Raw genomic sequence first — 23,169 nt, forward strand, 5'->3', positions numbered from 1 at the left:
ATTAATTTTTCCCTTTTGCTGTTTCAGCAAGAGTATTCAGTAAAGTTTCCAGACGATTATAACTTTGAGAAGCTCCACCTTCCATTGGAGATTTGACCACCGTATCTCTTCCTTCTTTGGTTTCGTACAGAATATTGATCGTAATAAATGTTTTTCCAGAAACTTCTGCAAATGTAGTCGTGAGTAAAGCTTCTCCAGGATACCAAGCTTCGTCAAAAGATTCAGTCTGAACTAATTTGTCTGGTCCTGAAATTTCTTTATAAGTTCCTCCTGCTCCCATTGTAGATCCGTCTTTTAGATATTTCCAAACATATCTATATTTTCCGCCGACTTTCAAATCTACAGTGCAAACATCTAGGCTCCATCCATCAGGGCCATATAACCAACGTTTGATTAATTCAGGTTTTGTAAAACAGTCGAATACCAAATCCTTCCCCGCATTAAACTCACGGGTCATTACGATTTCCCTGTCTCCTTTAGCTTCTACCTTTAAGGTTCCAACAAAGCTGCTCATTCTATTCTCCTTTTTTATTCTTACGTTTGGGGGAAGGTTGTTTAGAAAGTTTTAATTCTTCAATAAGTGAATCCAATTGATTGAATCTTCCTTCCCAGAATTTTTTATAATTTTCCAGCCATTCAGTAGCTTCTTCCAATGGTTTGGCTTCTAATTTGCGTAATCTTTTCTGAGCATCCTTGATGCCTGAAATTAAACCTGCTCTTTCCAAAACCTTTAAATGTTTAGAAATTGCTGGTTGGCTCATGGAAAATGGTTTTGCCAAATCCATTACGGAAACCTCTCCATTCGCTAAACGTGCCAGGATTGCCCTTCTGGTGGGGTCTGAGAGGGCTGCAAATGTTGCATCCAATCGAGCAGACTGATTAAGTGCATGATTCATATTTTATATAACCATATGGTTATATATTTGAAATAAGCAAGCACTTTTTTAAGAAATTATTTCCTAAGCTGTTTGTAGTTAAGAATGTGACAAAGAGGAATTATGGAGCAGATCTCAGTTCATATCTTAGCATTTAACGAAGTAGAAGTTTTGGATCTTTCTGGTCCTTACGAAGTATTTTCAATCACTGAAAATGAAAATAAGGAGAAATTATTCAAAGTTTCAATCGTTGCGGAGAAGAAGGAGCTCCTACACGCAAGAAATAGATTTCCGGTTTTTCCCCATCTTACTTTGGAAGAGGCAGGCGTTCCGGATATTTTAATTATCCCTGGAGGATACGGAGCAGAAGAGATCGAGATCCATAATAAGAAACTTCTTAATTGGATCAAAGAAATGGAACCTAAGGTAAAAATTTTAGCTTCTATCTGCACTGGTGCGTTCTTACTTGCAGAGGCAGGAATCCTAGATGATATGGAAGTCACCACTCATTGGATGGACCAAGAAACTTTACGCAAAAATTATCCTAAGATCAAAAGTGTCGTTCATGAAAAATTTATAGATCATGGACATATTCTAACTTCCGGCGGAGTTTCCAGAGGGATTTTAATGTCCTTACATCTGGTAGAAAAGTTAGTAGGTAGAAAGATCGCTGAGTTTACTGCGAGAAGAATGGAATTCGATTCTTACTCTTAAAGAATTTCTTGTAATGCCAAAATTTTTCTTCCGCCTTGCAGAGAATATGCAGTGAGTCCCGCTTCTTTTAAAATTTTTGCAGCTTTTTTGGAGCGGATACCAGATTCACAAATCGTAATATAGATTTTTTCTTTCGAAAGACTGAGCGCCGTATCGATAGAAAGTTCAGAAAGGGGGGAAAATATGGAATTACCAATTGGAGTTTCTTTTCTTTCTTCCGATTCTCTTACATCTAATAGAATGTATTTTGGATCTTTCTTCCATTCTTTCCAATCTTTTAGATCAATCTCATCTTTAAAAATTTCTTCTATTTTACCTGAACCGCATTCAGTACAATTTGGGTCTGCTTCCAGAAAAGTTTCATAAAGAAGAGGAGATTCCCATTCTAATTGGAATGTAGAGTGGGTAGGGGATTTTTCAGGAAAGAGAAGGTATTGGATCGCAAATGATGCTTGGTATAAGCCTGCAATTGCAGTTTGTACTCCTAAAACTCCTCCATCTTCGCAGGAGAGAAGTTCGGAACCTTCTAAATTTGGATACAAACATTTATAACAAGGCTTTCCATGAGGGGAGAAGATCGCAATTTGTGCGCTTGTCCTAAAAACGGAAGCGGTAACAAGTGGCCTAAAATTTTGGATACAGAATCGGTTGATCGTGTATTTAGCTTGGATCTGGTCTGTACAATCCAAAACTATATCCCAATTTTTGAATATACTTGGATCTATTCTTTCGGAGAAAATTTCGGTGAATGTTTCTAATTGAATTCCTGGAACTCTGGCTTGTATATATTCTTTGGTACTATCTGTCTTTTTTCTACCGATATCAGAAAGGGTGAAAGCAGTTTGTCTATGAATGTTACTTAATTCAACAGTATCAAAATCCCAAAGGCCAATCCTTCCTACTCCTGCAGTTGCTAAATGTAAAGAAGCAGGGGAGCCTAAACCTCCGAGACCGATCACCAATGCTGATTTTTGGAGAAGTCCATTTTGACCCGATTCTCCTAAAAACGGTAGTTTAGTTTGTCTGGAAAAATACTTTTTCTGTTCCGGACTCATCTTAGGAAAGCATCTTATATTTTCTTGTGCCCGACAAGACTTTTTAATTGGCTTTCATAAGTGTTCGGGTATGATAAGCTTGGACATCGTGGATGCGTACGGTCGAAAATTCGAAGTGCTTAGAGTGAGTGTTACCTCCTCTTGCGGATTCGGCTGTGTTTACTGTGCCCCTGGTACTGCGCTAAATGGAGAAGGAACAAATGGTTCTTTCTTAAGCGCGGAACTTCTTCGCAAAAATATATATCTTCTTTCTCGTAAGATTTTTATCAAAGAAGTTCATTTAACAGGTGGGGAACCAACTCTTCATAAAGATCTTCCTCGGCTCGTTCAGGTTGCTAAAGAGGAGAAGGTCCCGAACATCGCACTTACCTCAAATGGATTTTTTAGAGATGGTCTTATCCGAGATCTAAAACTCGCTGGTCTGGATAGAATGAACTTCTCTTTGGATTCACTTTCCCAAGAATCCTTTTCTTTGATCTCTGGAAAAAATCTTCCAGTAATTCGTTTATTAAATAGGATAGAAGAAGCCATCCAAGAAGGACTCGAAGTTAAACTAAATTGTACTGTATTAAAAGGTTATAATGAAGAGCAGATCCGACCTATTCTTCGTTGGGCTGGTGAAAGAAATCTTCCGATCCGCTATTTAGAATTAATGAAGATGGGACCCCTGAGAGAAAAACATTCAGAGTTATTTTTCTCCGCTGCAAAAATGAAAGAAGAGTTGAGCCAGGAATTTGATTTTGAATCTGAGGTCACTCCCATTGAATCCACTGCAAAATATTATCGCACTGCAGAAAATTATAGATTCGGGATCATTGCAAATCATACGGAACCTTTCTGCGATGGTTGTAATCGTCTTAGGATGGATCATCTCGGAAAAATTTATGGCTGTTTAAGTGATTTCCGATCTTTCCCGGTTTCGGAAGATGAATCAGAATTACAGAATTCCTTAGACCTCGCAATGAAAACCAAAAAAAACGAGTTTACCGGAAGTGAACTTTCTATGAAATATATAGGCGGATAAGATGGATATTCAACTTTTGTTTTTCGCTGCTATTAAAGATCATTTTCCGGATCTAAAAAAAATAGAAGTCTCAGAGGGAGATTCTATTATCCATCTTCGCGAAATGCTTACTCATAAAAGTCCAAGCTCAGAATCTATTTTAAAAGTTAGTAGATTTGCAGTGAACCAAGTAATCGTAAGTGACGATTTTGTTTTAAGGGAAGGTTCTGTAGTAGCAGTACTTCCTCCTTCTAGCGGCGGTTGATATGTCAGTATTAGAAACTTCTTCACATATTTCTTCTTCTCCACTTTTTGTATCTTCCGAGTTGCCAGATATTCCTGAAATGGGCGGCTTTGTAGTTTTTTCTGGAATCGTTCGAAATCTAAACGAAGGTAAGAAGGTCACACATCTGGAATACGAAGCATATGCTCCAATGGCAGATGAAATGATCCGCGCAATTCTTGCAGATGCTTGCAAAAAATGGGACCTTCTTCATGCAAACTGTATACATAGAGTTGGAAAATTAGAAATTTCCGAGATAGCGGTGATCGTGGAAACAGGATCCATACATAGGGCAGAAGCTTACGAATCCAATCGTTATATCATAGACCGAGTCAAACACGAGGTCCCGATCTGGAAAAAGGAATTTTATTTTGATGGTTCTTCTCAGTGGTCTAAGGGCTGCGTCCATGAGAGCCATTGATTCGGTAGGTATTGTACTTGCCGGTGGAAAAAGTTCCAGAATGGGAAGGGATAAATCCTTCTTATCTTTAAAAAGCCAAAAATTTTTTCTTATAGAATCTTATAAAAAACTAAAATTCTTATGCAAGAATGTAAGAGTTTCTATCAGAGAAGAACAAAGAGAAGAATATTCCAAACATGTGCCGAATGAATTTCTGGTATCAGACTCAATTCCAAATTTAGCAGGTCCTCTCCAAGGAATTTTCAGTTCATTTCTTCTTTTTCAAAACGATCTTAATATTAAAAACTTTTTGGTTTTAGCAGTGGATATCCCGTATATGAGGATCAAAACCTTGGCTAGGCTATATTCCAAAAATGAGATAATCGGTTCTGGCGTTTTCTATAAAACAAAAGAAGGCATCGAACCGTTATGCGGTCTTTACTCTTCTGAGTATCTGCGGTATTTATTCCAAGAATTCGAAAAAGGAAGCTTAAATTCAGTTTCGCCTAAAACTCTAATCGAAAGTGGAAATCCTAATCTTTTGGATATTCCGGAAATGGAAAAATCTTCCTTTATCAACCTGAATTCTCCCGAGGACCTAAATCTCACAAAGTCCTAAGTTTCTGATCAAAAACCGATTTACATGGGGTCCCCGAGAGAAAAAATGGTTCTACCAACCATGCGGGAATAGCTCAGTGGTAGAGCACCTCCTTGCCAAGGAGGGGGTCGCGGGTTCGAATCCCGTTTCCCGCTTACAGAAGTCGTCCTCCGCCTTCTGTCTTCTGAGACCATGGAATTCAAGACTAAGAAAAATCAAAACGCATCCGTAGACCTTAAGTTAACCTTTGATAAGAACGATCTAGAAAAGGCGTTCGAAAAGACTTATAAAGAAAAACAAAAGGATCTCAAGATCCCGGGCTTCCGCCCTGGAAAAGCACCGATCGAAATGGTAAAACGCCATTTGGGAGACTCGGTAGCAAACGACGCAATCAATCTTCTATTATTAGAAACTGTCAGTGACCTTTCCGGGAAGCTGGAACACAAGATTGTACGTTTCCCTAAATTTACTGTAGAGGACTATGTTCCTGAAAAAAGTTTAGTGGCAACTGCGGTCTATGATACTGATCCAGAAGTTTCCTTAGGGAAATACAAAAAGATCAAGATCAAACTTCCTGAAGTACAAGTTACCGACGAAGATATCACTGAAGAACTTCAGTTCGTTCGTAAACAACTTGCCAGAAAACTTCTGAGAGAGCCAAGCGAAGGAGCCGAGAAAGGCGATATCGTGGATATGGAATTCGAGGTGAAGGAAGACGGACAGGAACCTAAAAACGCTAAAAATGGTTCAAGTGATTATAAATTAGGAGAAGCTAATAATCTTCCTGGTTTTGATGACAATCTCTACGGTATCAAAACGGGAGAAACCAAAAACTTCACCTATACTTATCCTAGTGATTATCCAAGAGAAGATCTGGCGGGTAAAAAAATGGAATTCGCCATGACCTTAAAGGCGATCTATAAGGAAGTTCTTCCTGAATTGGACGATGATCTTGCAAGCGAGTATGATGGTTCTACTTCTCTTCAAGTTTTGAAAGATAAGATCAAAACTGATCTACAAAAGAATTATACTGATGCTGTAAAAAATAAGAAGATGGAGGATATTTACAAGGAACTGGTTGCAGATTCTAAGTTTATATTCCCTGAGTCCTATCTTACTGAAGAATCAGAACATGTGTATCAAAATATGATGCAGGATGTTTTAGGAAGAGGCCAGGCCAGAATTCCTAAAGAACAGATCCCAAGTATCGAAAAATACGCGGAAATGGTAGGAAAACCTTTAGAAGAAGTAAGGGATTCCTTCAAAACCATCGCGGAAAACCGACTCAAAGGATATTTCTCCAGACAGAAGCTTGCTTCTGCGGAAAATATTGTTTTGACGGACGAGGATTTCGACCGCGAAATCTCGACCCTTGCCTCAAGATATGGTATGCCTGACGCCGATTTTAAAAAAGAATTGGAAAAAGGTAAACTTCTGGAAACTTACCGGGACAATTTTTTAGCAAAAAAGATAGACGATACCCTCTTCCAGCTTGTAGAAAAGAAATACAACGAGAAGATGAGTATCCGTCAGCTAAAGGAATTCCTTTCTAATAAGGAAACTGGAGAAGTATGGCAATAATTCCTACAGTTATAGAGCAAACCGGTCGCGGGGAAATGCGGTATGACGTATTTTCCCGCCTCTTAAAGGATAGAATTATCTTTCTAGGTGACGCAATTTCTGACGATTACGCGAACGTAATCATCGCACAACTACTGTTCCTGGACGCGGAAAATCCGGACAGGGACATCTATTTATATCTGAATTCCCCAGGCGGATATGTATCTTCCGGGCTTGCCATTTACGATACTATGCAGTATATTAAGGCCGACGTTCGTACACTTTGTATTGGTCAGGCTTCTTCTATGGCGGCACTTCTTCTGGCAGGCGGGGCAAAGGGCAAAAGATCTGCTCTTCCTCATTCCAGAATTATGATGCACCAACCAACCGGAGGAGCTACCGGTCAGGCTTCCGATATCGCTATCCAAGCTAAGGAAGTTCTGAAATTAAAGCAGGTGTTAAACAGTCTGTACGCTAAACATACGGGCAAGTCTGTGGAAGAAGTGCAAAAGGATACCGAAAGGGACCTTTACATGACTCCAGAAGAAGCCCAAAAATACGGGATCATTGATTCTGTAATTTCTATAGAGCGTCAAAAGAACTGATAGGGGGATCCCGTGGCAAAAAAACCAACCGGAACCAATAATAAACAAAAATTATTTTGTTCGTTCTGCGGAAAGGAACAAGACTCCGTAAAACGACTGGTTGCCGGTCCAGGTGTTTATATTTGCGACGAATGTATCTCTCTTTGTAATGAGATCATTGCAGAAGAGCCTGAGCAGGAAAAAGAGCGCACAGAACTTTTGGGAGAAGTCCCTAATCCTGCCGCTATCAAAGCGATCCTAGACCAATACGTAATCGGACAAGATCATGCTAAAAAAGCTTTGTCCGTTGCGGTTTATAATCACTACAAACGAATTTATCTCAAAGACAAAAAAGCAGATATCGAATTAGAAAAATCGAATATTCTTCTGATCGGACCTACTGGTTCCGGGAAAACTTTGCTCGCTCAAACTCTTGCAAAGATCATCAAGGTCCCATTTGCGATCGTAGATGCTACTGCACTTACTGAGGCTGGCTATGTTGGAGAAGATGTTGAGAACATCATCCTCAAGCTGATCCAAAACGCTGATAATGATATCAAAAAAGCGGAGATCGGCATCATCTACATAGACGAAGTAGATAAGATCGCTCGTAAGTCTGATAGCGCATCTATCACAAGAGACGTGAGCGGAGAAGGCGTTCAACAAGCACTTTTAAAAATTATAGAAGGAACTGTTGCAAACGTTCCTCCTCAGGGTGGAAGAAAACATCCTCACCAAGAATATCTGCAAGTAGATACTAAAAATATTCTATTCATTCTAGGTGGAGCATTCGTTGACCTAGACAATATCATCAAAACCAGAACCGGTGTAAAAACAATCGGATTCGGTAGCGATGAGAAAGACGGCAAAATTTTAAGGGATGAGAGCAAAGGTGAAATTTTAGCTCGAGTGATCCCTGAAGATTTAATGAAGTTTGGACTTATCCCTGAATTTATTGGCCGTATGCCTGTGATCGCGACTCTGCAAGATTTGAGTGTAGAAATGCTCAAACGTATTTTCAAAGAGCCTAAAAACGCAATCTTACGCCAATACACTAAGATCCTAGAAATGGAAAATGTAAAACTTTCCTTCGAGGAACCTGCTATCGACAAGATCGCTCAGCTTGCTATCGAGAGGGCTTCTGGTGCCAGAGGACTACGTGCCATCGTAGAAAATCTAATGTTGGATCTGATGTATGAGATTCCTTCTCGCAAAGACGTAGAGGAAGTAATCATTACGGAAGATGCAGTAAGCGGAACCAAACCTCCAAAACTAATTCTGAAAAAAGAACCTAAAATCGCTTAATACAATTAGGGTTCGCACAGAGAACACCGAGGCCACAGAGAGGATTCGTGATTTATTAGACCTCTGTGTTCTCCGTGAACTCCGTGCGAAATTATCTCTTAATTCAGAGTCGCGATATCTATCACAAATCTGTAACGTACATCACTTTTAACGACCCTTTCATATGCATCGTTTACTTTTTGAATGGGGATCAGTTCTATATCACTGGTAATATTATGCTTTCCGCAGAAATCCAACATCTCTTGTGTTTCGGCGATCCCACCGATTAGAGAACCTGCAAGGCTTTTGCGACCGCCAATCAAGGAAAATGCTCCGATAGGCACTTGCTCTTCTGGAACACCGACCACTACCATAGAACCATCTACTCTTAGTAAGCTAAGATAAGCATTCCAATCCAAAGGCATAGATACAGTGTTGATGATCAGGTCAAAACTTCCTCTTAACTTACTGAATGTGCTCTTTTCAGAAGTAGCGTAGAAATGATCTGCGCCTAAACGTTTCGCATCGGCTTCTTTTTTATTGGATTGGCTGAGTACTGTAACTTCCGCACCGAGCGCGTGTGCGATCTTTACTCCCATATGACCAAGTCCGCCCAGGCCAATAATCGCTACTTTTTTGCCAGGACCAGCTTTCCAATGAGCAAGTGGAGAATATAGGGTGATTCCAGCACAAAGTAGAGGAGCTGCTGCATCCAAAGGAAGATTATCAGGAATTCTTAATACATAATTTTGATCTACTACGATCTTATTGGAATATCCACCATAAGTTGGGGTTTTTCTGTCCTGCTCTCGTCCGTTATAGGTGGCACTCATTCCTGTTTCGCAGAATTGTTCTAAACCTGCTTTGCAATGTTCACATTCTCTGCAAGAGTCTACAAAACATCCGACTCCTACCTTATCTCCTACTTTAAACTTTGTAACCTTAGACCCTACCTTAGAAACCACACCCGTGATTTCGTGACCTGGGACCATAGGAAAGATGGATCCTCCCCATTCATCTCTTGCTTGGTGAATGTCCGAATGACAGATACCACAGTATTGAATATCGATGACTACATCTTCTTCCTTTGCATCTCTTCTATCGAATTGAAAAGGTGCTAAAGGAGCCTTTGCAATAGCGGCGGCATAACCTTTTGCTTGGATCATTTTCTTCCTCGTTTGTTTTGGAATATTGGATGAATTTCAAGTGGTGAGAAATTCGAAAATTTTCAGTCTGAAAATTTCCCTAGTTAGACATGAAAGGGCAAACTTTGTTTTTTATTTTCTTCTATTCTGAAAAATTAATACTAGCCCGCGGTCGACCATTACCCGCGCAAAAGAATTAATCTCTAACCCTGCCGACTGTCAGGATTGCCGCCTTAGAAAGGCCTTTTTTGCCGGATTCCATTTCTAAAAATCTTCCAAAATCAAGTGTAAGTTCTCTTGAGTTTTTATAATCTCTTCCGGCGCTCCAGTTTTGGAGTTGGATCAGAAGTGGAGCAACACCTGCAGAACTAGTGAGTTCAGTCAGTCTATCGCTTAAGAAAATCAAATATTCTCCAGGTCTGACTTGTATCTTTTTTACTTCTCTTGTGTTGCTTCTAAAATCGTAGAATACTTGTTTAGAGATCGGTAATATATTCGTTTTTCCACTTTTGTGAACGATCGCAGGAAGTTTTTGGAACTGTAAGATCCCAGCTTCTCCATTTCTAGTTTCTAAATAAAATAATGTGAGGTTCAGATAAGAGATTGGTGTTGATCTGAGAGCCCTATCTATTTTATAGAGTAAATCTTCTCCCCTTAAGCCAGTGGTTTCCTGAGCGAGAGAGATCATACCTTCTATCCTTGCCTTGAGAGAAGATTCAATTGCTCCGTGGTTCGGAAACCCTGCTAATACTCCAAAACAACCATCTGCAGTCGGAATGATATTTGCGTAATCGGCTTCTCCACTGTCGGAAGTGCGAGGAAATACAGTGATATCTAAGTTTTTGATCTTATGAAGTCTGATCTTATGAAAAAACTTTTGGATCTTGTCCGAAAGTTCTCTTTCCTTTTTGTTTAAGGATTCTTGGGAAACAGTTTCTTCTTTTGTCTTTTTCTGATATAGAGCGATTCGGAAATGTCTGGCAAGTTCTCCCAGCTCGTCTGTTCTTTCCGCTTCTCCAGAATCTTCGTATACGTCCTGGGACCAGTTTTGTAATAGCTGAGAAATAGATTTGAGGGATTTAAAACTTAAATTTAAAAGAAAGTAGGTCAGTATTCCAAGTATTACTGAAAAGAGAAGTCCAACGCCTAACCGGATCCAAACAAATGCCCTTAATTCTTTTCTGATCTCTTCACCAAATAGAAAATCATCTAAAAGTAGATAAGATAAAAATAATACGAAAGAAGCAGTAAAAGAAGCGAATGCTAATTTATGCTTGGACTGAAGATTCGGAAACAAATCATTTCCTCTCTATAATTGCAATTAATACGAGTGAGATCCCAAATAAGACCAATAATGGAACAAATAACATTAACATGGAAATCACATCGGGTCCGGGAGATAATACCGCTGCAGCAAATGCGATCCCTATGAATGCTTCTCTCCAATGTTTGAGTAAAAAAGAAAGTTTTAATATTCCAACGGCAGCTAATAATACCATGATCACTGGGAGTTGGAAAGATAATCCAAAGATCAAATGCATATTGAAGAATACATCATAGTATTCATCTATAGGAAGCCTGGTTTCAATATCTAAAGGTCGAACAGTTACTAAAAATATTTTTAGAAAACTTTCGAATGCTTGGGCCCAGCATAACCAAACTCCTAACCAGAACAGAACAGTAGAAAATGCGATAAGAGCTTTTCCAAGTCTTGCGGTTCTTGGTTCTAATGCGGGAGAAACAAATCCCCATAAAAAAGCTAACGCGAAAGGAAAGGTAATCAAAATAGATACCATAAATCCTGTTCTCAGATAAACCATAAAAGGAGCCATGAGTTTGATTTGGTAGAATGTTGCAGATTCTCCCAAAATGTTCTTGTACGGTTTGATAACTAATTTATGCAGTTCTTCTCCGAAATACAGAGCTACCACAAAGAAAACTGTAAACACTAGAATAGAACGAATTAGTACAGAACGTAGTTCTTCTAAATGTTCCCCGAGGGTCATAAACTTTTCCCTGTCATGAGGAAGACTTTCCTCTGGAGCCGAGATAATAGGTTGAGGATTACTGGAGAGGTTCTTTTTTTTAGAAGGCATATCGAAAGGTTGTAATTCCTTCCCGGTTATAAAAGGGCCCGAAGGCCCTTATAATTTATTAAGCGGATTTTTTAGATTTTTTAGGGGAAGAAGCAGGAGCTGCTGGTTGTTTTGTTTCTGGTTCCTGGATTTTAGCGGATTCAGATTCTGCATCTCCGGAAAGAGATTTGCGGAATTGGCGGATTCCGTCTCCTAAATCCTTTGCTAAAGAGGGAAGTCGCTTGCCCCCGAAAAGCAGGAGAGCTAAACCTAGTATGAAAAAGATTTCCCAAGGGCCTAAATTTAAAAATGCGAGTGGTGCGTACATATACTATCTCCTTAGTTAGGATTTTGCCTCTGTAATATATGTCAAATAGTTAGTAGGAACAAGCCGATAATTCTATTGGGACTTCGGTTCAGATAGAAAGGCAAAACGGGCGAGTTTATGAGAATAGAATCCAGCTCCTTAGATTCAATCTCCGTTCCTCTTCCAGTTCGAGAACCGGGCGGAGAGGAAGAAAAAGAAGAAGATCGGAAAAAAGCAGAGAATGCTCCGAATTCTGATTATATGTATGCTCTTTCTGTAGGAAGTCTGATAAATGTGCAGGTGTAATTAGAATGGCTCTTACTAAGGAACAGAAGCAGGAATTCCAGGAGAAACTGGCGGATTTTCGCGCATTTTTGGAAGATTTGAAGAAGGAAGCAAATCTTCTCAAAGCCCAGTCCAGAAAAGATCCTAAAATGGAAGGCTATTTTAATGTAGCTCTTTCCTTAAATTCTATTAAAAACATAAATACCTGTCTTCTAATCAACGAGATCTCCGTTGCTATCCTTGATCTGAAATCGGATACCTACCTCAATCAAGGGAGGAAAGAAATTTATAGCGCAATCTCATTTATGGAGAAAGTAGTCGGAACCGACTTCGAGTCTGGTCTAGCAGAAAATAAGGACCTTCTCGCTAAGATCATAGAATTTAATCCTCTCCAAAGACTGAATTACGTAAAGGGACTCAGGACATCCACCACCAATACAATTGAGGCATTCGGTTCTAACTCCAAATGGAAATGGAGCTTTCCGGAGATACATTTCAAAATCGCCATTCTCAGTAAGAATCTTTTTGACTTCCGGGCTTTTGAGAAGGAAAGAGACTTGGAAAATCCGTTTTACTATCCTAGACAGGAACACTATAATTTAATTCTGGAACTTTGTAACTTTGCCGCCCAGGAATACCGGGCTAAATTCGATTTGTCCACCCAAGATGCCGGGGATCTGAAAAAATCCATATCCCTTTTGGAGGTAAACCGTAAAATCCTGCAAACCACGGGCGAAACGGAGGACCTCGGAAAGACAAAAACCCTGATAGAATCCTTAAAAGAAAAGGTAGAGTCGATAGAAGCTGAGAAGGAAAAGAAGAAAAAGAAGAAATAGACCCGTCCAATTTGTTATAAAGAGTGGGAAAAAAACAGGAGAAAATCTAGCACATGGCATTGACCGAAATAAACGATTCAACTTTCAGTTCCGAGATCAACAAGGGTATGGTTCTAGTAGATTGCTGGGCGGAATGGTGTGGTCCTTGTAGAATGGTTTCCCCGGTTCTGGAAGAGCTTTCGTCTGAAATGAATGATATCTTAAAAATTAAAAAATTAAACGTAGACGACAACCAGGATACGGCGCAAAAATTAAATATCCAATCCCTACCGACCCTTTTGCTTTTCAAAGACGGACAATTGGTGGATAAGATCATAGGAGCCCTTCCTAAGGCGCAAATCAAAAGTTTCATCGAAAGACATAAATAAAAAATTCGATCTCAACTGCGGCGGAATTTTCCATGCTAAAAGAACAAACCAGGGGATACATAGAGCTTCCTAGAGGCGGCTATTTAGTAGAAACAAGCGAGGGCTTCTTTCAGATCGGCTCTCCACCAGAGACCATCAAAGATACGATGGCCGAAAAAAAGACGCCCCTGGTATTCATACTTCCTAACAAATTTTTCCACGTCGAAAAGGGAATCAGTACCGCAGAGCTTGAATTCCCAATTTACTTTAACTTCTTCTTAAGACAAAAAAAGACCACTATCATTTGTACTGCTGAACAAAAAGATCAGCTCATCACCGTACTTAAAGAATCCTTAATGGGTCCTGAAGAGATCAATTTAGAATCCGAGTATTTAGACGGTGCAGAATCTTTCGGCTTTCCTGATATGAAAGCTGAGATGGCTTATTTCAGAGGATATAAGGGACTCGACGATGTAGTCGACTTCCAAGTATTCGATAGAGATAATATGGTCAATCTTGGAAAGGTTTTAGTTCGTAAACTTCCTTCTGGTGATTTTAGGATTACAGATGGAACTAAAGAGACTGAGATTCCGGGCGAAGTTGGATTTAATATTAAGTATGAGATCGGTCATAGATTAGAGGAACCTTTCCAAGCTCCTTTACTTGGCATCACTTGTCTAGGACCTTCTCATGGATTCGATCCTGCGGATAACACTTCTGGTTTTATTATTTGGTTGAATCACCAAGGTATTATGGTGGATCCACCTGTGAACTCAACAGAGTGGCTTAGGATGTCTAACGTAAATCCTAAACTGATCAACCATGTTATTCTTACTCATTGTCATGCGGATCATGACGCCGGAACCTTCCAAAAAATTATGGAAGAAACTAAAATCACGATACACGCAACCGCAACTGTGATGGAAAGTTTTATCCGTAAATATTCTGCTCTTACTAAAATTCCTCGTAAAGAATTGCTAGAACTTTTCAATTTCCAACAGATCATCATAGGAAGACCTGCGATGATCAATGGGGGAGAGTTCAATTTTCATTATGCATTACATTCTATTCCTTCTGTAGGATTCGAGTTCTTCTTCCAAGACCAATCTTTTGTATATACTTCTGATCATTTGAACGAGCCAGAAGTGCACGATAAGATGTATGAGAAGGGAGTTCTTCCTGAATCTCGCTGGAAATTCTTAAAAGAATTCCCTTGGGACAGAAGGATTATTTATCATGAAGCGGGAATTCCTCCTCTTCATACAAGAGTAAGCTATTTAGCAAGTTTACCTCCTGAGATCCAGGAAAAGATCACAGTATATCATATTGCAAGAACGGATATGCCTCCTGGCACCAAACTGAAACTGGCTCTTTTTGGAATAGAGAACACTGTTTATCCAGAGATCACTCCTCCTAAACATATGGAGGCTTATAACCTTCTAGACATTTTAAGCCAAATTGATATTTTCAGCGGTTTCCCGATAGAGAAGGCGAAGGAATTCCTACTGATTGTCCGCGAAGAAAAATACAAACGTGGTGATCAGATCATAAAGAAAGGAACTCCGGGAGATAAATTTTATATCATCGCATCCGGAAACGTAAAATTTGAAGGACTTCTCGGAGATGCCGATATAGCACCGATTAAACGATATGGGCAGTATGAATATTTCGGAGAAGCATCTCTCGTTCTAGATCTTCCTAGAGCCGCTGACGTTTTTGCAGAAACAGATGTAGTAGCTCTTACAATAGAGAAGAATAAGTTCTTACAGTTTATTAGAAATACAGATTTAAGACAAAACTTGATTCGACTGAACAGCATTCGTGATAGTAACTCTTGGAAAACACTGTTAGATTCACGCCACTTCAAAGGACTTACAAGCCATCAGGTCACTCAATTAGAAATGATCATGAGACTTTCTAAGGTGAACAAAGGTTCAGTGCTTATCGCGGAAAAAGCGTTTTACCACGAGGCATATATTATTCGTCATGGAAAAGTAAGCGTATATCAACACGGTAAAAAATTAGCCGAGTTGACTGATGGGGATTTCGTTGGAGAGATTTATTCTATATCCAAAAAGCTGGCATCTAATTACACGTTCCAAGCAGAATCAGAAACGGAATTGTTCTCTATTTCTCAGAACGAGCTCATCCAGTACATTAAACGGAATCCCGGCGTTTACATGAGAATGAATACCGTCTACTGACACGGGAGATATAAATGGAAAGAGTCCTACAATTTACCGAAGAGCATGAAGCTTTTCGTGATATGGCGCGCAAGTTTTTCGAAACTGAAGTCGCTCCTCATCATCATGAATGGGAAAAAGTCGGAATGGTTCCGAAAGAACTATGGAAAAAGGCAGGAGCAAGCGGATTGCTTTGCCCAGATGTTCCGGAAGAATATGGTGGATCAGGCGCGGACTTTCTATATAACGTTGTTGTAATAGAAGAATCTTCCAGATCCGGAAACAGCGGATTTTTTGTATCCCTTCACAACGATGTGATCGCTCCTTATATCAGCGCTTATGCAAACGACGAGCAAAAGAAAAGGTGGTTGCCTGGTTGTTGCAGCGGGGATAGCATTTTAGCGGTCGCTATGACAGAACCTGGAGCAGGTTCTGATCTCAAAAACATCAGAACTAGTGCCGTGGATAAGGGTGATCATTATGTGGTCAACGGTCAAAAAACATTTATTTCCAACGGACAGCTTGCAAATTTAGTAATTACTGCCGTGAAACATGAAAACGGCACGATTTCACTTGTTATGATAGAAGAGGGGATGAAAGGTTTCGAAAGAGGCCGTAATCTCGAGAAGATCGGGCTTAAAGCTCAGGATACCTCGGAATTATACTTCAACGACGTAGTAGTTCCTAAAACGAATGTAATCGGAAAAGACGGACAAGGTTTCCGTTATTTGATGATGAAACTCGCACAAGAGCGTCTCGTATTGGCGATTGCAGCGGTCGAAGCCACAGCACTTGTCCAGAGAATGACTCTAAAATATATTAAAGAGAGGATGGCTTTCGGGAAAAAAATCGGAAGTTTTCAACACATCAAATTTCAAATGGCGGAGATGGCTACGGAACTGGAAATGTGCCGTACCTTCGTCGACAAAGTGGTTTCGGAGCACCTTGCTGGAAAAAAATTAACTGTAGAGGCATCTATGGCTAAGTATTATTCCACAGAGATGCAAAAACGTCATACTGACCTTTGCCTCCAATTCTTCGGAGGATACGGTTACATGATGGAATACCCGATCGCAAGAGCGTATTTGGATGCAAGGATCCAGACGATCTACGCGGGAACCACCGAAATCATGAAAGAAATTATTGGTGGAAGTTTAGGACTCTGAAATAATCTCGTAATAGCTATCGTCCAAGGGTAAAATGGATCGAATGGCTCCTTTAGAGAGTATAGTTAGGCGGTGTGTTCGATATGCCGCCTTCCTTATTTTAGCTTCTTCCCTATATTTCATCCCAGTTTCTTCTGCAGAGGCTCAGGTGTCCTGTCTTCCTCCTGCTTCTGGAAACAATGTGTGTAATTTAATTCCTGCCTCCACAGCGGCTCAGTTCAATGGTTTGGAAGAAACCATCCGTAAAGAATATCTGAATGAACTGACCAAGTCTATGGCAGATGCTTCCGTTCTTGCAAACATCAACTCTTCTATGATGGGGCCTGGAACTATCAATCGTTTCCAAATAGGAGCGGGCCTTGGAGTTGCAGGAGTCAAAAAGGACGATATCAATATCCAATATGGCGATATTTCTATTCCCAAGTTCCCGAATGTAGGAGCTTCGATTAACCCAGGAGCAATGGTCGGTGTAAACCTAGGATGGTTACTTGGCCAAGGACCTGCGGACCAACCGGATAAAGATGATAAGAATAAGGATTCTAATAGGTCCTTCCTACATAGGATTAATATCTACGCTCATGGCTTCCAAGGTAATATTGCTAACGGGGATATTAAATCTCTGAGTGATTCAACTTCTAAAGACTTGTCCATGTCAGGGAATGTGAATAGTTTCGGAATGACTGTCCGATTCCAAATCGCTAGGGAAAGATATACTAAACTAGACTTCTTCGGATTTACTGGAATTAGTTTAGGGATCGGCTTTCACAGAAAATGGGAAGAGATCAATATGAATTACCATCCGAGCGGAACAGATGCAGTCAAAGTTGCATTCGGTCCTGCTACAGGTAGATGGGATGCAGATGTTAACTTCGCTTATCAATCTAAGGTGCAATCTGTTCCAATCGATATTAGAACTGGGGTTAGGCTCTTCTATATTTTAACCTTATTTGCAGGTGCGGGTATCTCGAATAATACAGGATATACCAAATTGAATTTGGGAGTAAGTGGACCTTTGTATTTGGCTTTAGATCCTAATGCTTCAGGTCTTCCTCCTCAGGTTATCCAACAGATGAATGGTAACGCAGGTGGAACACTCTCCTTAAGGACCGGCGGATCTGCAGACGTTAGAACACAAATGAACTATATCGTGGGTGGTTTCGAATTGAACATATTAATGTTCAAGGTATTGGCAGAAGCTATGGCTACCGACGATAAGATCTATTCTGCGAACCTAGGCATTAAGTTCGCTTTATAACCGCTTACAGCGATTTCACGAACGTAGCGAGTAAGCCCGGGGAACCGGGCTTTATATTTCTTTTATTTTTATTATAAGCTTATACAAAAAAGGCACGCCTTTTGCAATATTGTTAGTAGAATGCAAAAGTCTGAAATTCATTGGATTTAATGTTCAGGAATTCAGCATTTAGCGTCAAAGGTATCCGATGATCACTACTCCAGGAAAACCTCTACATCTTTCTTGTATCCCAAGGGGCGAGGCTTATGCCCTAAAGGTCAATATTTCCAAAAACGAGATAGGGATCATTTATAGGGTTACGGCAGTTCTTTATGTTCATGGCTGGAATATAGAAGAGGCAATCGCCGAAACTTCCATGGATGGGTATATCCAAGACATCTTTATAGTGAAACGTATAGATGGCGCGCCGATGACGGATGAGCACTTGAATGCGATCCATGCAGATCTTCATGAGCTGTTTTACGGCGGAATGTCCGTAATGAATTATTTGGCGAATCATCCTGAAAAGATGGAAAGTTTAAGAGCCAAGGTGGAAATTTCTCCTGAAATTTTCTTATTCAACTCTGAGATCAGCGATTCTACAGTAATGGATCTTAGAATGGAAGATAGACCAGGTATCTTATTCGAGATTTCTCAGATCTTATTCTTGTTCGGGGTGGACATTCTTTCCTTTAAAGCAGTGACCGATTCTGGCCAGGTAAGAGATACATTCTTACTTAGATTAGAAAGTGGATCCAAGCTGGACGAAAAACTACATTTCCATAGACTCAAAGAAGCGTTAAACGCAGTTCTTTAATTCTTAGGGACCGGCTGTTTTACAAACAGGAATAACCCTAAGAAAAGTAAACTTAAGATCCCTGATAACAAAAAGGAAGTCTGAGGTCCTTTTTGGGAATATACTACGCTGAATATAATCGGAGAAATCCCTCTTCCGAAAGATCCTAAACTTCTTAATATCCCCAGATTTTTTCCCTGCTCGCTTGGAGAAGAGAATAAGGATACGATAGAAGATACAGTAGGATTTAAGAATGCACTTCCCATTGCTAAAAATGTCAAAGCCACGAATAACAGAAATGTGGATTGTTCTGATGCGATGACCGATGCGCTCGAAAAATATAAGAAAGAAAATCCTAATATTAAAAATACGGATGCGAGAAGTCCTACTTTCTTTTCAGGAACTTTTCCGCTGATCCTACGAATAATCCCACCTTGTACGAATACGATGATAAGTCCTATATAAACAAAAGTGTAACCTATACTTACCGGTTTATATCCTAAAAATTGATCCAAGTAAAAGTTAAGAGAGAATTCGAATCCAGAGAAGAACAGCAAGAAATATAAATTTAGAAAACCTAAATACATGATCTCTTTGGAGCCAAGATCAAAAACTCCTAATGCAGGGTGAATTCTTCCGGAAGATTTTTTACGTAAATTATGGGGAAGTGTTTCTCTGAATCTAAAAAGTATTAGGAGTAAATTTACGAAAGATGCTGCAGTCGCCATCAGCGCTACAGAAGGGAAGATTGTCATCTTCTCCAAAGGTAAAAAAGGAAGAATGTAAGAAGGATCCGTATGAGCTAAAATTCCACCGATAGAAGGGCCTGCAATAAATCCAAGACCAATACCGGCTCCAATCATTCCCATTCCTTTGGTACGATCCTGCTCAGAAGTGGAATCAGCCATCGCAGCTGTTGCCACAGATACATTCCCGCCCATAAGACCTGTGATGAGTCTAGAAAGAACGAATAAGGAAAAACTTCCTGAGCATAACCAGACCAAATATCCTAAAAAACTACCTGTGCACGTAAAAACTAAAACAGGTCTACGGCCAGTACTGTCTGAAAGTTTTCCCCAGATAGGTGAGAACAAAAATTGAAGGATAGAATATAAACTGGCTACGATCCCACCGAAAAGTGCTACGAAAAGTTTCCAGTCGCTTGTTCTCCCATCCAAAATGCGGGAAGTCCAACCAGCCAAAAGATCCAGGACTGGATCTCCTGCTTGAGCTAGGAAATGATTTAAAGTTTCCGGAAAGATAGGGAAGATGAGGGAAAATCCCATCATGTCAATGAAGACTGTAAGTATTAATATGAAGGATTGTTTCCTCATCATTGGTGGCCTGAATAAGATGAGGCCTAGTATCCGGGACCCTGTTTGTTTGTCCCGAATTTTTCTAGGGTATAACTTTTATCAAGTTTTCCGAATTTTACTTTTTAGTAAGCTTTTTCAGCTCTTCTAAAGCTGACTTAGCTTTTGTTTTAAATTCTTCTGGAAGGGCCTCGTCAATTTGTAGGGAAATTTTTTCGAAATTCTCTTTGAGTTGGCTTATCACAGCTTTAGAACTTTCGTTTGCGTTCAGAAGTTTATCCTGAGCGTCTCCTACAGTTTTCTGGATCAGATCCCTAAGTCTATTTGCTTGTTCCGATTGGTTCTGTGCTCCCTTACTTTTCAGATCCTGGTAGGCATGATCTAGATCGGAAAGGCTTTGTTTTAGTTTATCTTCTCCGGATTGAAATAATGCGATTCCGGCGTTTAGGATGTCCATTAGAGATTTTTCCATGATTGTTGCTCCGAGGGGACCAAGGATACAGAAGGAAAGGACTTAGGTCCAGTATGTTCGAGGGAAAAATCCGATTTTTTACTGATTTGAAAAGAAATTAGGAGGGGTTTTCCAGAAGTTTACGGATCTGGTCCCTGATCTTTGCTGCAGTCTCATAATCCTCAGCTTTTAGAGCATTGTCTAAAGAATCCTGTAGGATCTCCAACTGGGACTTAGGAAGCTGAGAAATTTTTTCTTTTCCGATGGTCTCGCCAGGGATCTCATCGTCTTTCATTACGATCCCAGCTTCTTCGATGACTTTTTTTGCTAGATAGATGGGAGCGTTAGCGCGAAGAGCAAGTGCAATTGAGTCACTCGGTCTTGCGTCTAGAACGATCAGTTCCTCGTCTTTACGTAGAGTGATCTTTGCGTAGAAAGTATTATCTATGATTTCTTCGATTGCGATTTTTACGATCTGAACTCCCAGAGTGGTGAGTAGAATTGTCATCAGATCGTGTGTCATTGGTCTTGGAGGTTTTGTACCTTCTAAAACCGAAGTGATGGAATGTGTTTCTAAAGGACCAATAAAAATCGGAACAACTCTCTGATCGGAATCGTCTTTTGCCTTTAAAAATACGGCAAAGCCCACATTCGTGAGAGAGATATTATATATGGTCGCTTCCAAAAGATCCATTTCCTAATATTTGAACCTATCTTTCGTTTCCCGAAATGTCAAGCGTTCTAAACCTGGGGATCAAGTCGAGTCCAATCCTTTTATCCAGGAGTCAATTTCTGAGCACATTTCTTTCACCACCGGCATGTGGAAAACGATACCTAAGTGACCCTGTTCGTACGAAAGAATCTTATTTTTTTTGTGAGGAAGTGCAGCAAGATCATTCTCGATTGTCTCACTCGGAACAACTTTGTCAACGGATCCCAAGACCGAAAAAAGTGGTATCTGAAGATTTTTTTGAAGCGCAGTATAATCCAAAGTTCCGTCGTAAGAAAGAAAAGATCTGTCTTGGCTCAATTGAGATCTTAGGAACTGAAGAACTACTTTTGTGGATTCTTCGCAGAAAATATCTTCGATCAAAAAATACCATTCGGGCGGAGAGATCTGTTTATAACCAACGAAGTCTCTTAGATTTACAACTTTTGCATGCAGATCAAAAGAAACTGCTCTCAAAGAAGAATGTAATCCCAAAAGAAATTTAAAAAATTTATTCAGGTCCACAGTGGGAAGAGTAGTTTGCAAAGAAAAAGAAGTTAGATCAAAGAGAAAATCTGAAATCGTTTTAGAAGGAACCAGTTTTAGTCCCATTTTCAGAATGTCCAAACCTGGAATCTGAGCTTGTAATCGTACAAAGTTTGGAGATGTGATAGAAACAATCCCAGAGATCAAATCATCCGGACGAGTAAGTGGAACGGGAGAATCTTTTTTTCTTTTTACGATTTCTTCGTAAGCGGAACAATAGAAGCGAGGGATCATTCCTCCCATACTATGTCCGACTACTACAAGTTGTTCATTTGGAAAATTCTCTTTGATCCAATTCAGAACTGCTGGAAAATCTTCTTGGATAAAATCATCCACAGTCCAGCCTTCTCGAATACCAAAAAGTGGTAGCGTCCGTCTGGATCTTCCTCGCATATCCATGGAAAAAACTCTATAACCATGGCGGAGCGATAACTCTCTAGCAACTTTGTCCATTACGGACCTTCTGCAAAAAAAGCCAGGGATAAGAAGAAGGTTCTTACCTGTATCATTCCTTTCCTTAGGTTCGAAACGTTTCAAACTAACAGAGTATCCGTCCCCAGATGGAATAAGAAAACTTGCGTCCAGTCGATAGGATCTTTGGTAGGTATGAGAATCGAATACGATTGTAGTAACAGGCTCGTCTTGGCCGAAACCTCTAGTATAGAATAGATGTTTTGCTCTGGAATGAAGATCCGATTTTTCGATATTCTTACGTGCGTAGTAAGGATCCCCTTTCAGGCCCATCTCCTTAGAGATCACAAAATCCACTACGTCATAGAGACTGTATAATTGCTGACGGACTTCTTCTTCCTGTTCGGGACTCATATTGTCCCTGCGGATCCCCCATAACATACCGATCGGAAAACCTTTTACAAACAAAGGAATGCCTGCTGCATAGTTCATTGTTTTGGTAAGAAGTTGTTTTAAATTTGGATGGACCCTCTCATCATCCAAGCTATGGAAATAAACTTCTGGTCTTGCTTTCTTTTCTACAGAGAGGATTGCTTCTCTCAAATATTTGGCAGAAAGATTTCCTGGATCCTGGATTGAGATTGGAATAGTATTACGGATGAAGTCATCGATACTTTGGATACCGATCCTATCAGTCACCTGTTTCATTCTGAAATGAGTGGCAGAAGCTACTATCTTCAGATTTTTATCTTGGATCGCTTCGAAAATTGCGTATTGGAATACGGGTTTTCCATTCGGAAGGGTCATCGAGACCATCTTGTTTACGAATGCAGTCCAAACTTTTTGGAGAAATATATTGGTACTTTCTGAAAGTGGAAAGATATAAATATCTTCCGATCCGACTGTATAAGCGCCCCCTTTCCTGCGGGGCTTGGGGTTGACCTTTCGGGCTAGGGTCTGGTCCATAGTTTAAGTTTCCATTTCGCCCTTTACTCTGGCAATCTGGAAT

General features: G+C 40.0%; 26 protein-coding genes and 1 tRNA gene. 16 read left to right on the forward strand and 11 right to left on the reverse strand.

Annotation, left to right across the window (positions count from 1 at the left end; all coding sequences use genetic code 11):
* Window position 1: 1 nt before the first annotated feature.
* Window positions 2-514 carry an SRPBCC family protein gene (locus CH362_RS06845; protein ID WP_100709609.1) on the reverse strand — a complete coding sequence of 171 codons (513 nt, stop codon included), beginning with the start codon at window positions 512-514 and terminating at the stop codon, window positions 2-4.
* A 1-nt stretch (window position 515) separates the two neighbouring features.
* Window positions 516-896: an ArsR/SmtB family transcription factor gene (locus CH362_RS06850; RefSeq protein ID WP_100709610.1), complete on the reverse strand. Its 381-nt coding sequence runs from the start codon at window positions 894-896 to the stop codon at window positions 516-518.
* Between the two features lie 102 nt (window positions 897-998).
* On the opposite strand from CH362_RS06850, the gene CH362_RS06855 reads away from it, so the two are divergent.
* The gene (locus tag CH362_RS06855) at window positions 999-1,589 is read left to right on the forward strand and encodes a DJ-1/PfpI family protein (protein WP_100709611.1); all 591 of its coding nucleotides are present in this window, start codon (window positions 999-1,001) and stop codon (window positions 1,587-1,589) included.
* Here CH362_RS06855 and CH362_RS06860 read toward each other — a convergent pair.
* A complete protein-coding gene (locus tag CH362_RS06860; protein WP_100709612.1) occupies window positions 1,586-2,644 on the reverse strand; it encodes a HesA/MoeB/ThiF family protein in 1,059 nt (352 codons plus the stop codon). The two genes, CH362_RS06855 and CH362_RS06860, sit on opposite strands and share 4 nt — an antisense overlap.
* A 79-nt stretch (window positions 2,645-2,723) precedes the next feature.
* Here CH362_RS06860 and CH362_RS06865 point away from each other — a divergent pair, with 79 nt between their 5' ends.
* From CH362_RS06865 to clpX, 8 genes are all read left to right on the forward strand, one after another.
* Window positions 2,724-3,668, forward strand: a complete 945-nt coding sequence (locus tag CH362_RS06865; protein ID WP_100709613.1) for a radical SAM protein — start codon at window positions 2,724-2,726, stop codon at window positions 3,666-3,668.
* 1 nt (window position 3,669) lies between these two features.
* Window positions 3,670-3,912: a MoaD/ThiS family protein gene (locus tag CH362_RS06870; RefSeq protein ID WP_100709614.1), complete on the forward strand. Its 243-nt coding sequence runs from the start codon at window positions 3,670-3,672 to the stop codon at window positions 3,910-3,912.
* A 1-nt stretch (window position 3,913) separates the two neighbouring features.
* Window positions 3,914-4,351 (forward strand): molybdenum cofactor biosynthesis protein MoaE, encoded by a 438-nt coding sequence (locus tag CH362_RS06875; protein WP_100709615.1) that lies wholly within the window; start codon window positions 3,914-3,916, stop codon window positions 4,349-4,351.
* On the forward strand, window positions 4,338-4,949 hold the full coding sequence (locus CH362_RS06880) for a molybdenum cofactor guanylyltransferase (protein ID WP_100709616.1): 612 nt from the start codon (window positions 4,338-4,340) through the stop codon (window positions 4,947-4,949). Before CH362_RS06875 ends, CH362_RS06880 begins: the two co-directional genes overlap by 14 nt.
* 62 nt (window positions 4,950-5,011) lie before the next feature.
* Window positions 5,012-5,083 (forward strand) — tRNA-Gly (locus CH362_RS06885).
* A gap of 37 nt (window positions 5,084-5,120) precedes the next feature.
* Window positions 5,121-6,509 carry a trigger factor gene (tig, locus tag CH362_RS06890; RefSeq protein WP_100709617.1) on the forward strand — a complete coding sequence of 463 codons (1,389 nt, stop codon included), beginning with the start codon at window positions 5,121-5,123 and terminating at the stop codon, window positions 6,507-6,509.
* Window positions 6,500-7,093, forward strand: a complete 594-nt coding sequence (gene clpP, locus CH362_RS06895) for an ATP-dependent Clp endopeptidase proteolytic subunit ClpP (RefSeq protein WP_100709618.1) — start codon at window positions 6,500-6,502, stop codon at window positions 7,091-7,093. Before tig ends, clpP begins: the two co-directional genes overlap by 10 nt.
* A 12-nt stretch (window positions 7,094-7,105) precedes the next feature.
* Window positions 7,106-8,377 (forward strand): ATP-dependent Clp protease ATP-binding subunit ClpX, encoded by a 1,272-nt coding sequence (gene clpX / locus CH362_RS06900; protein ID WP_100709619.1) that lies wholly within the window; start codon window positions 7,106-7,108, stop codon window positions 8,375-8,377.
* Window positions 8,378-8,475: 98 nt separating this feature from the next.
* Here the strand turns inward: clpX and CH362_RS06905 are convergent, their stop codons facing one another.
* The 4 genes from CH362_RS06905 to CH362_RS06920 form a co-directional block, all read right to left on the reverse strand.
* Complete coding sequence (locus tag CH362_RS06905; protein WP_100709620.1) at window positions 8,476-9,522, reverse strand: NAD(P)-dependent alcohol dehydrogenase; 1,047 nt, start codon at window positions 9,520-9,522, stop codon at window positions 8,476-8,478.
* 175 nt (window positions 9,523-9,697) lie between these two features.
* On the reverse strand, window positions 9,698-10,798 hold the full coding sequence (gene rktP, locus CH362_RS06910) for an Arg-Lys translocation region protein phosphatase RktP (protein WP_100709621.1): 1,101 nt from the start codon (window positions 10,796-10,798) through the stop codon (window positions 9,698-9,700).
* A 1-nt stretch (window position 10,799) separates the two neighbouring features.
* The gene (gene tatC / locus CH362_RS06915) at window positions 10,800-11,597 is read right to left on the reverse strand and encodes a twin-arginine translocase subunit TatC (protein WP_100709622.1); all 798 of its coding nucleotides are present in this window, start codon (window positions 11,595-11,597) and stop codon (window positions 10,800-10,802) included.
* A 58-nt stretch (window positions 11,598-11,655) separates the two neighbouring features.
* The gene (locus CH362_RS06920) at window positions 11,656-11,904 is read right to left on the reverse strand and encodes a Sec-independent protein translocase subunit TatA/TatB (RefSeq protein ID WP_100709623.1); all 249 of its coding nucleotides are present in this window, start codon (window positions 11,902-11,904) and stop codon (window positions 11,656-11,658) included.
* 117 nt (window positions 11,905-12,021) lie between these two features.
* Between CH362_RS06920 and CH362_RS19235 the strand changes: the two genes are divergently transcribed.
* From CH362_RS19235 to CH362_RS06950, 7 genes are all read left to right on the forward strand, one after another.
* A complete protein-coding gene (locus tag CH362_RS19235; protein ID WP_165780236.1) occupies window positions 12,022-12,189 on the forward strand; it encodes a hypothetical protein in 168 nt (55 codons plus the stop codon).
* 5 nt (window positions 12,190-12,194) lie between these two features.
* A complete protein-coding gene (locus tag CH362_RS06925) occupies window positions 12,195-13,004 on the forward strand; it encodes a hypothetical protein (protein ID WP_100709624.1) in 810 nt (269 codons plus the stop codon).
* A gap of 53 nt (window positions 13,005-13,057) precedes the next feature.
* Complete coding sequence (gene trxA / locus CH362_RS06930) at window positions 13,058-13,372, forward strand: thioredoxin (RefSeq protein ID WP_086446488.1); 315 nt, start codon at window positions 13,058-13,060, stop codon at window positions 13,370-13,372.
* A 32-nt stretch (window positions 13,373-13,404) separates the two neighbouring features.
* Complete coding sequence (locus CH362_RS06935) at window positions 13,405-15,555, forward strand: cAMP/cGMP-dependent 3',5'-cyclic-AMP/GMP phosphodiesterase (RefSeq protein ID WP_100709625.1); 2,151 nt, start codon at window positions 13,405-13,407, stop codon at window positions 15,553-15,555.
* A 14-nt stretch (window positions 15,556-15,569) separates the two neighbouring features.
* A complete protein-coding gene (locus tag CH362_RS06940) occupies window positions 15,570-16,700 on the forward strand; it encodes an acyl-CoA dehydrogenase family protein (RefSeq protein ID WP_100709626.1) in 1,131 nt (376 codons plus the stop codon).
* A 34-nt stretch (window positions 16,701-16,734) separates the two neighbouring features.
* A complete protein-coding gene (locus CH362_RS06945; protein ID WP_100709627.1) occupies window positions 16,735-17,955 on the forward strand; it encodes an Lsa36 family surface (lipo)protein in 1,221 nt (406 codons plus the stop codon).
* A gap of 187 nt (window positions 17,956-18,142) precedes the next feature.
* On the forward strand, window positions 18,143-18,751 hold the full coding sequence (locus CH362_RS06950) for a hypothetical protein (RefSeq protein WP_100709628.1): 609 nt from the start codon (window positions 18,143-18,145) through the stop codon (window positions 18,749-18,751).
* On the opposite strand, the gene CH362_RS06955 is transcribed toward CH362_RS06950, so the two are convergent.
* From CH362_RS06955 to CH362_RS06970, 4 genes are all read right to left on the reverse strand, one after another.
* Window positions 18,748-20,064, reverse strand: a complete 1,317-nt coding sequence (locus CH362_RS06955; protein ID WP_100709629.1) for an MFS transporter — start codon at window positions 20,062-20,064, stop codon at window positions 18,748-18,750. The two genes, CH362_RS06950 and CH362_RS06955, sit on opposite strands and share 4 nt — an antisense overlap.
* 97 nt (window positions 20,065-20,161) lie before the next feature.
* Window positions 20,162-20,515 carry a phasin-related domain-containing protein gene (locus CH362_RS06960; RefSeq protein WP_100709630.1) on the reverse strand — a complete coding sequence of 118 codons (354 nt, stop codon included), beginning with the start codon at window positions 20,513-20,515 and terminating at the stop codon, window positions 20,162-20,164.
* A gap of 97 nt (window positions 20,516-20,612) precedes the next feature.
* Window positions 20,613-21,188: a bifunctional nuclease domain-containing protein gene (locus tag CH362_RS06965; RefSeq protein ID WP_008592198.1), complete on the reverse strand. Its 576-nt coding sequence runs from the start codon at window positions 21,186-21,188 to the stop codon at window positions 20,613-20,615.
* Between the two features lie 60 nt (window positions 21,189-21,248).
* The gene (locus CH362_RS06970; RefSeq protein ID WP_100709631.1) at window positions 21,249-23,126 is read right to left on the reverse strand and encodes an alpha/beta fold hydrolase; all 1,878 of its coding nucleotides are present in this window, start codon (window positions 23,124-23,126) and stop codon (window positions 21,249-21,251) included.
* Between the last annotated feature and the right edge of the window lie 43 nt (window positions 23,127-23,169).

The sequence above is a fragment of the Leptospira saintgironsiae genome, assembly GCF_002811765.1.
GTDB lineage: Bacteria > Spirochaetota > Leptospiria > Leptospirales > Leptospiraceae > Leptospira_B > Leptospira_B saintgironsiae.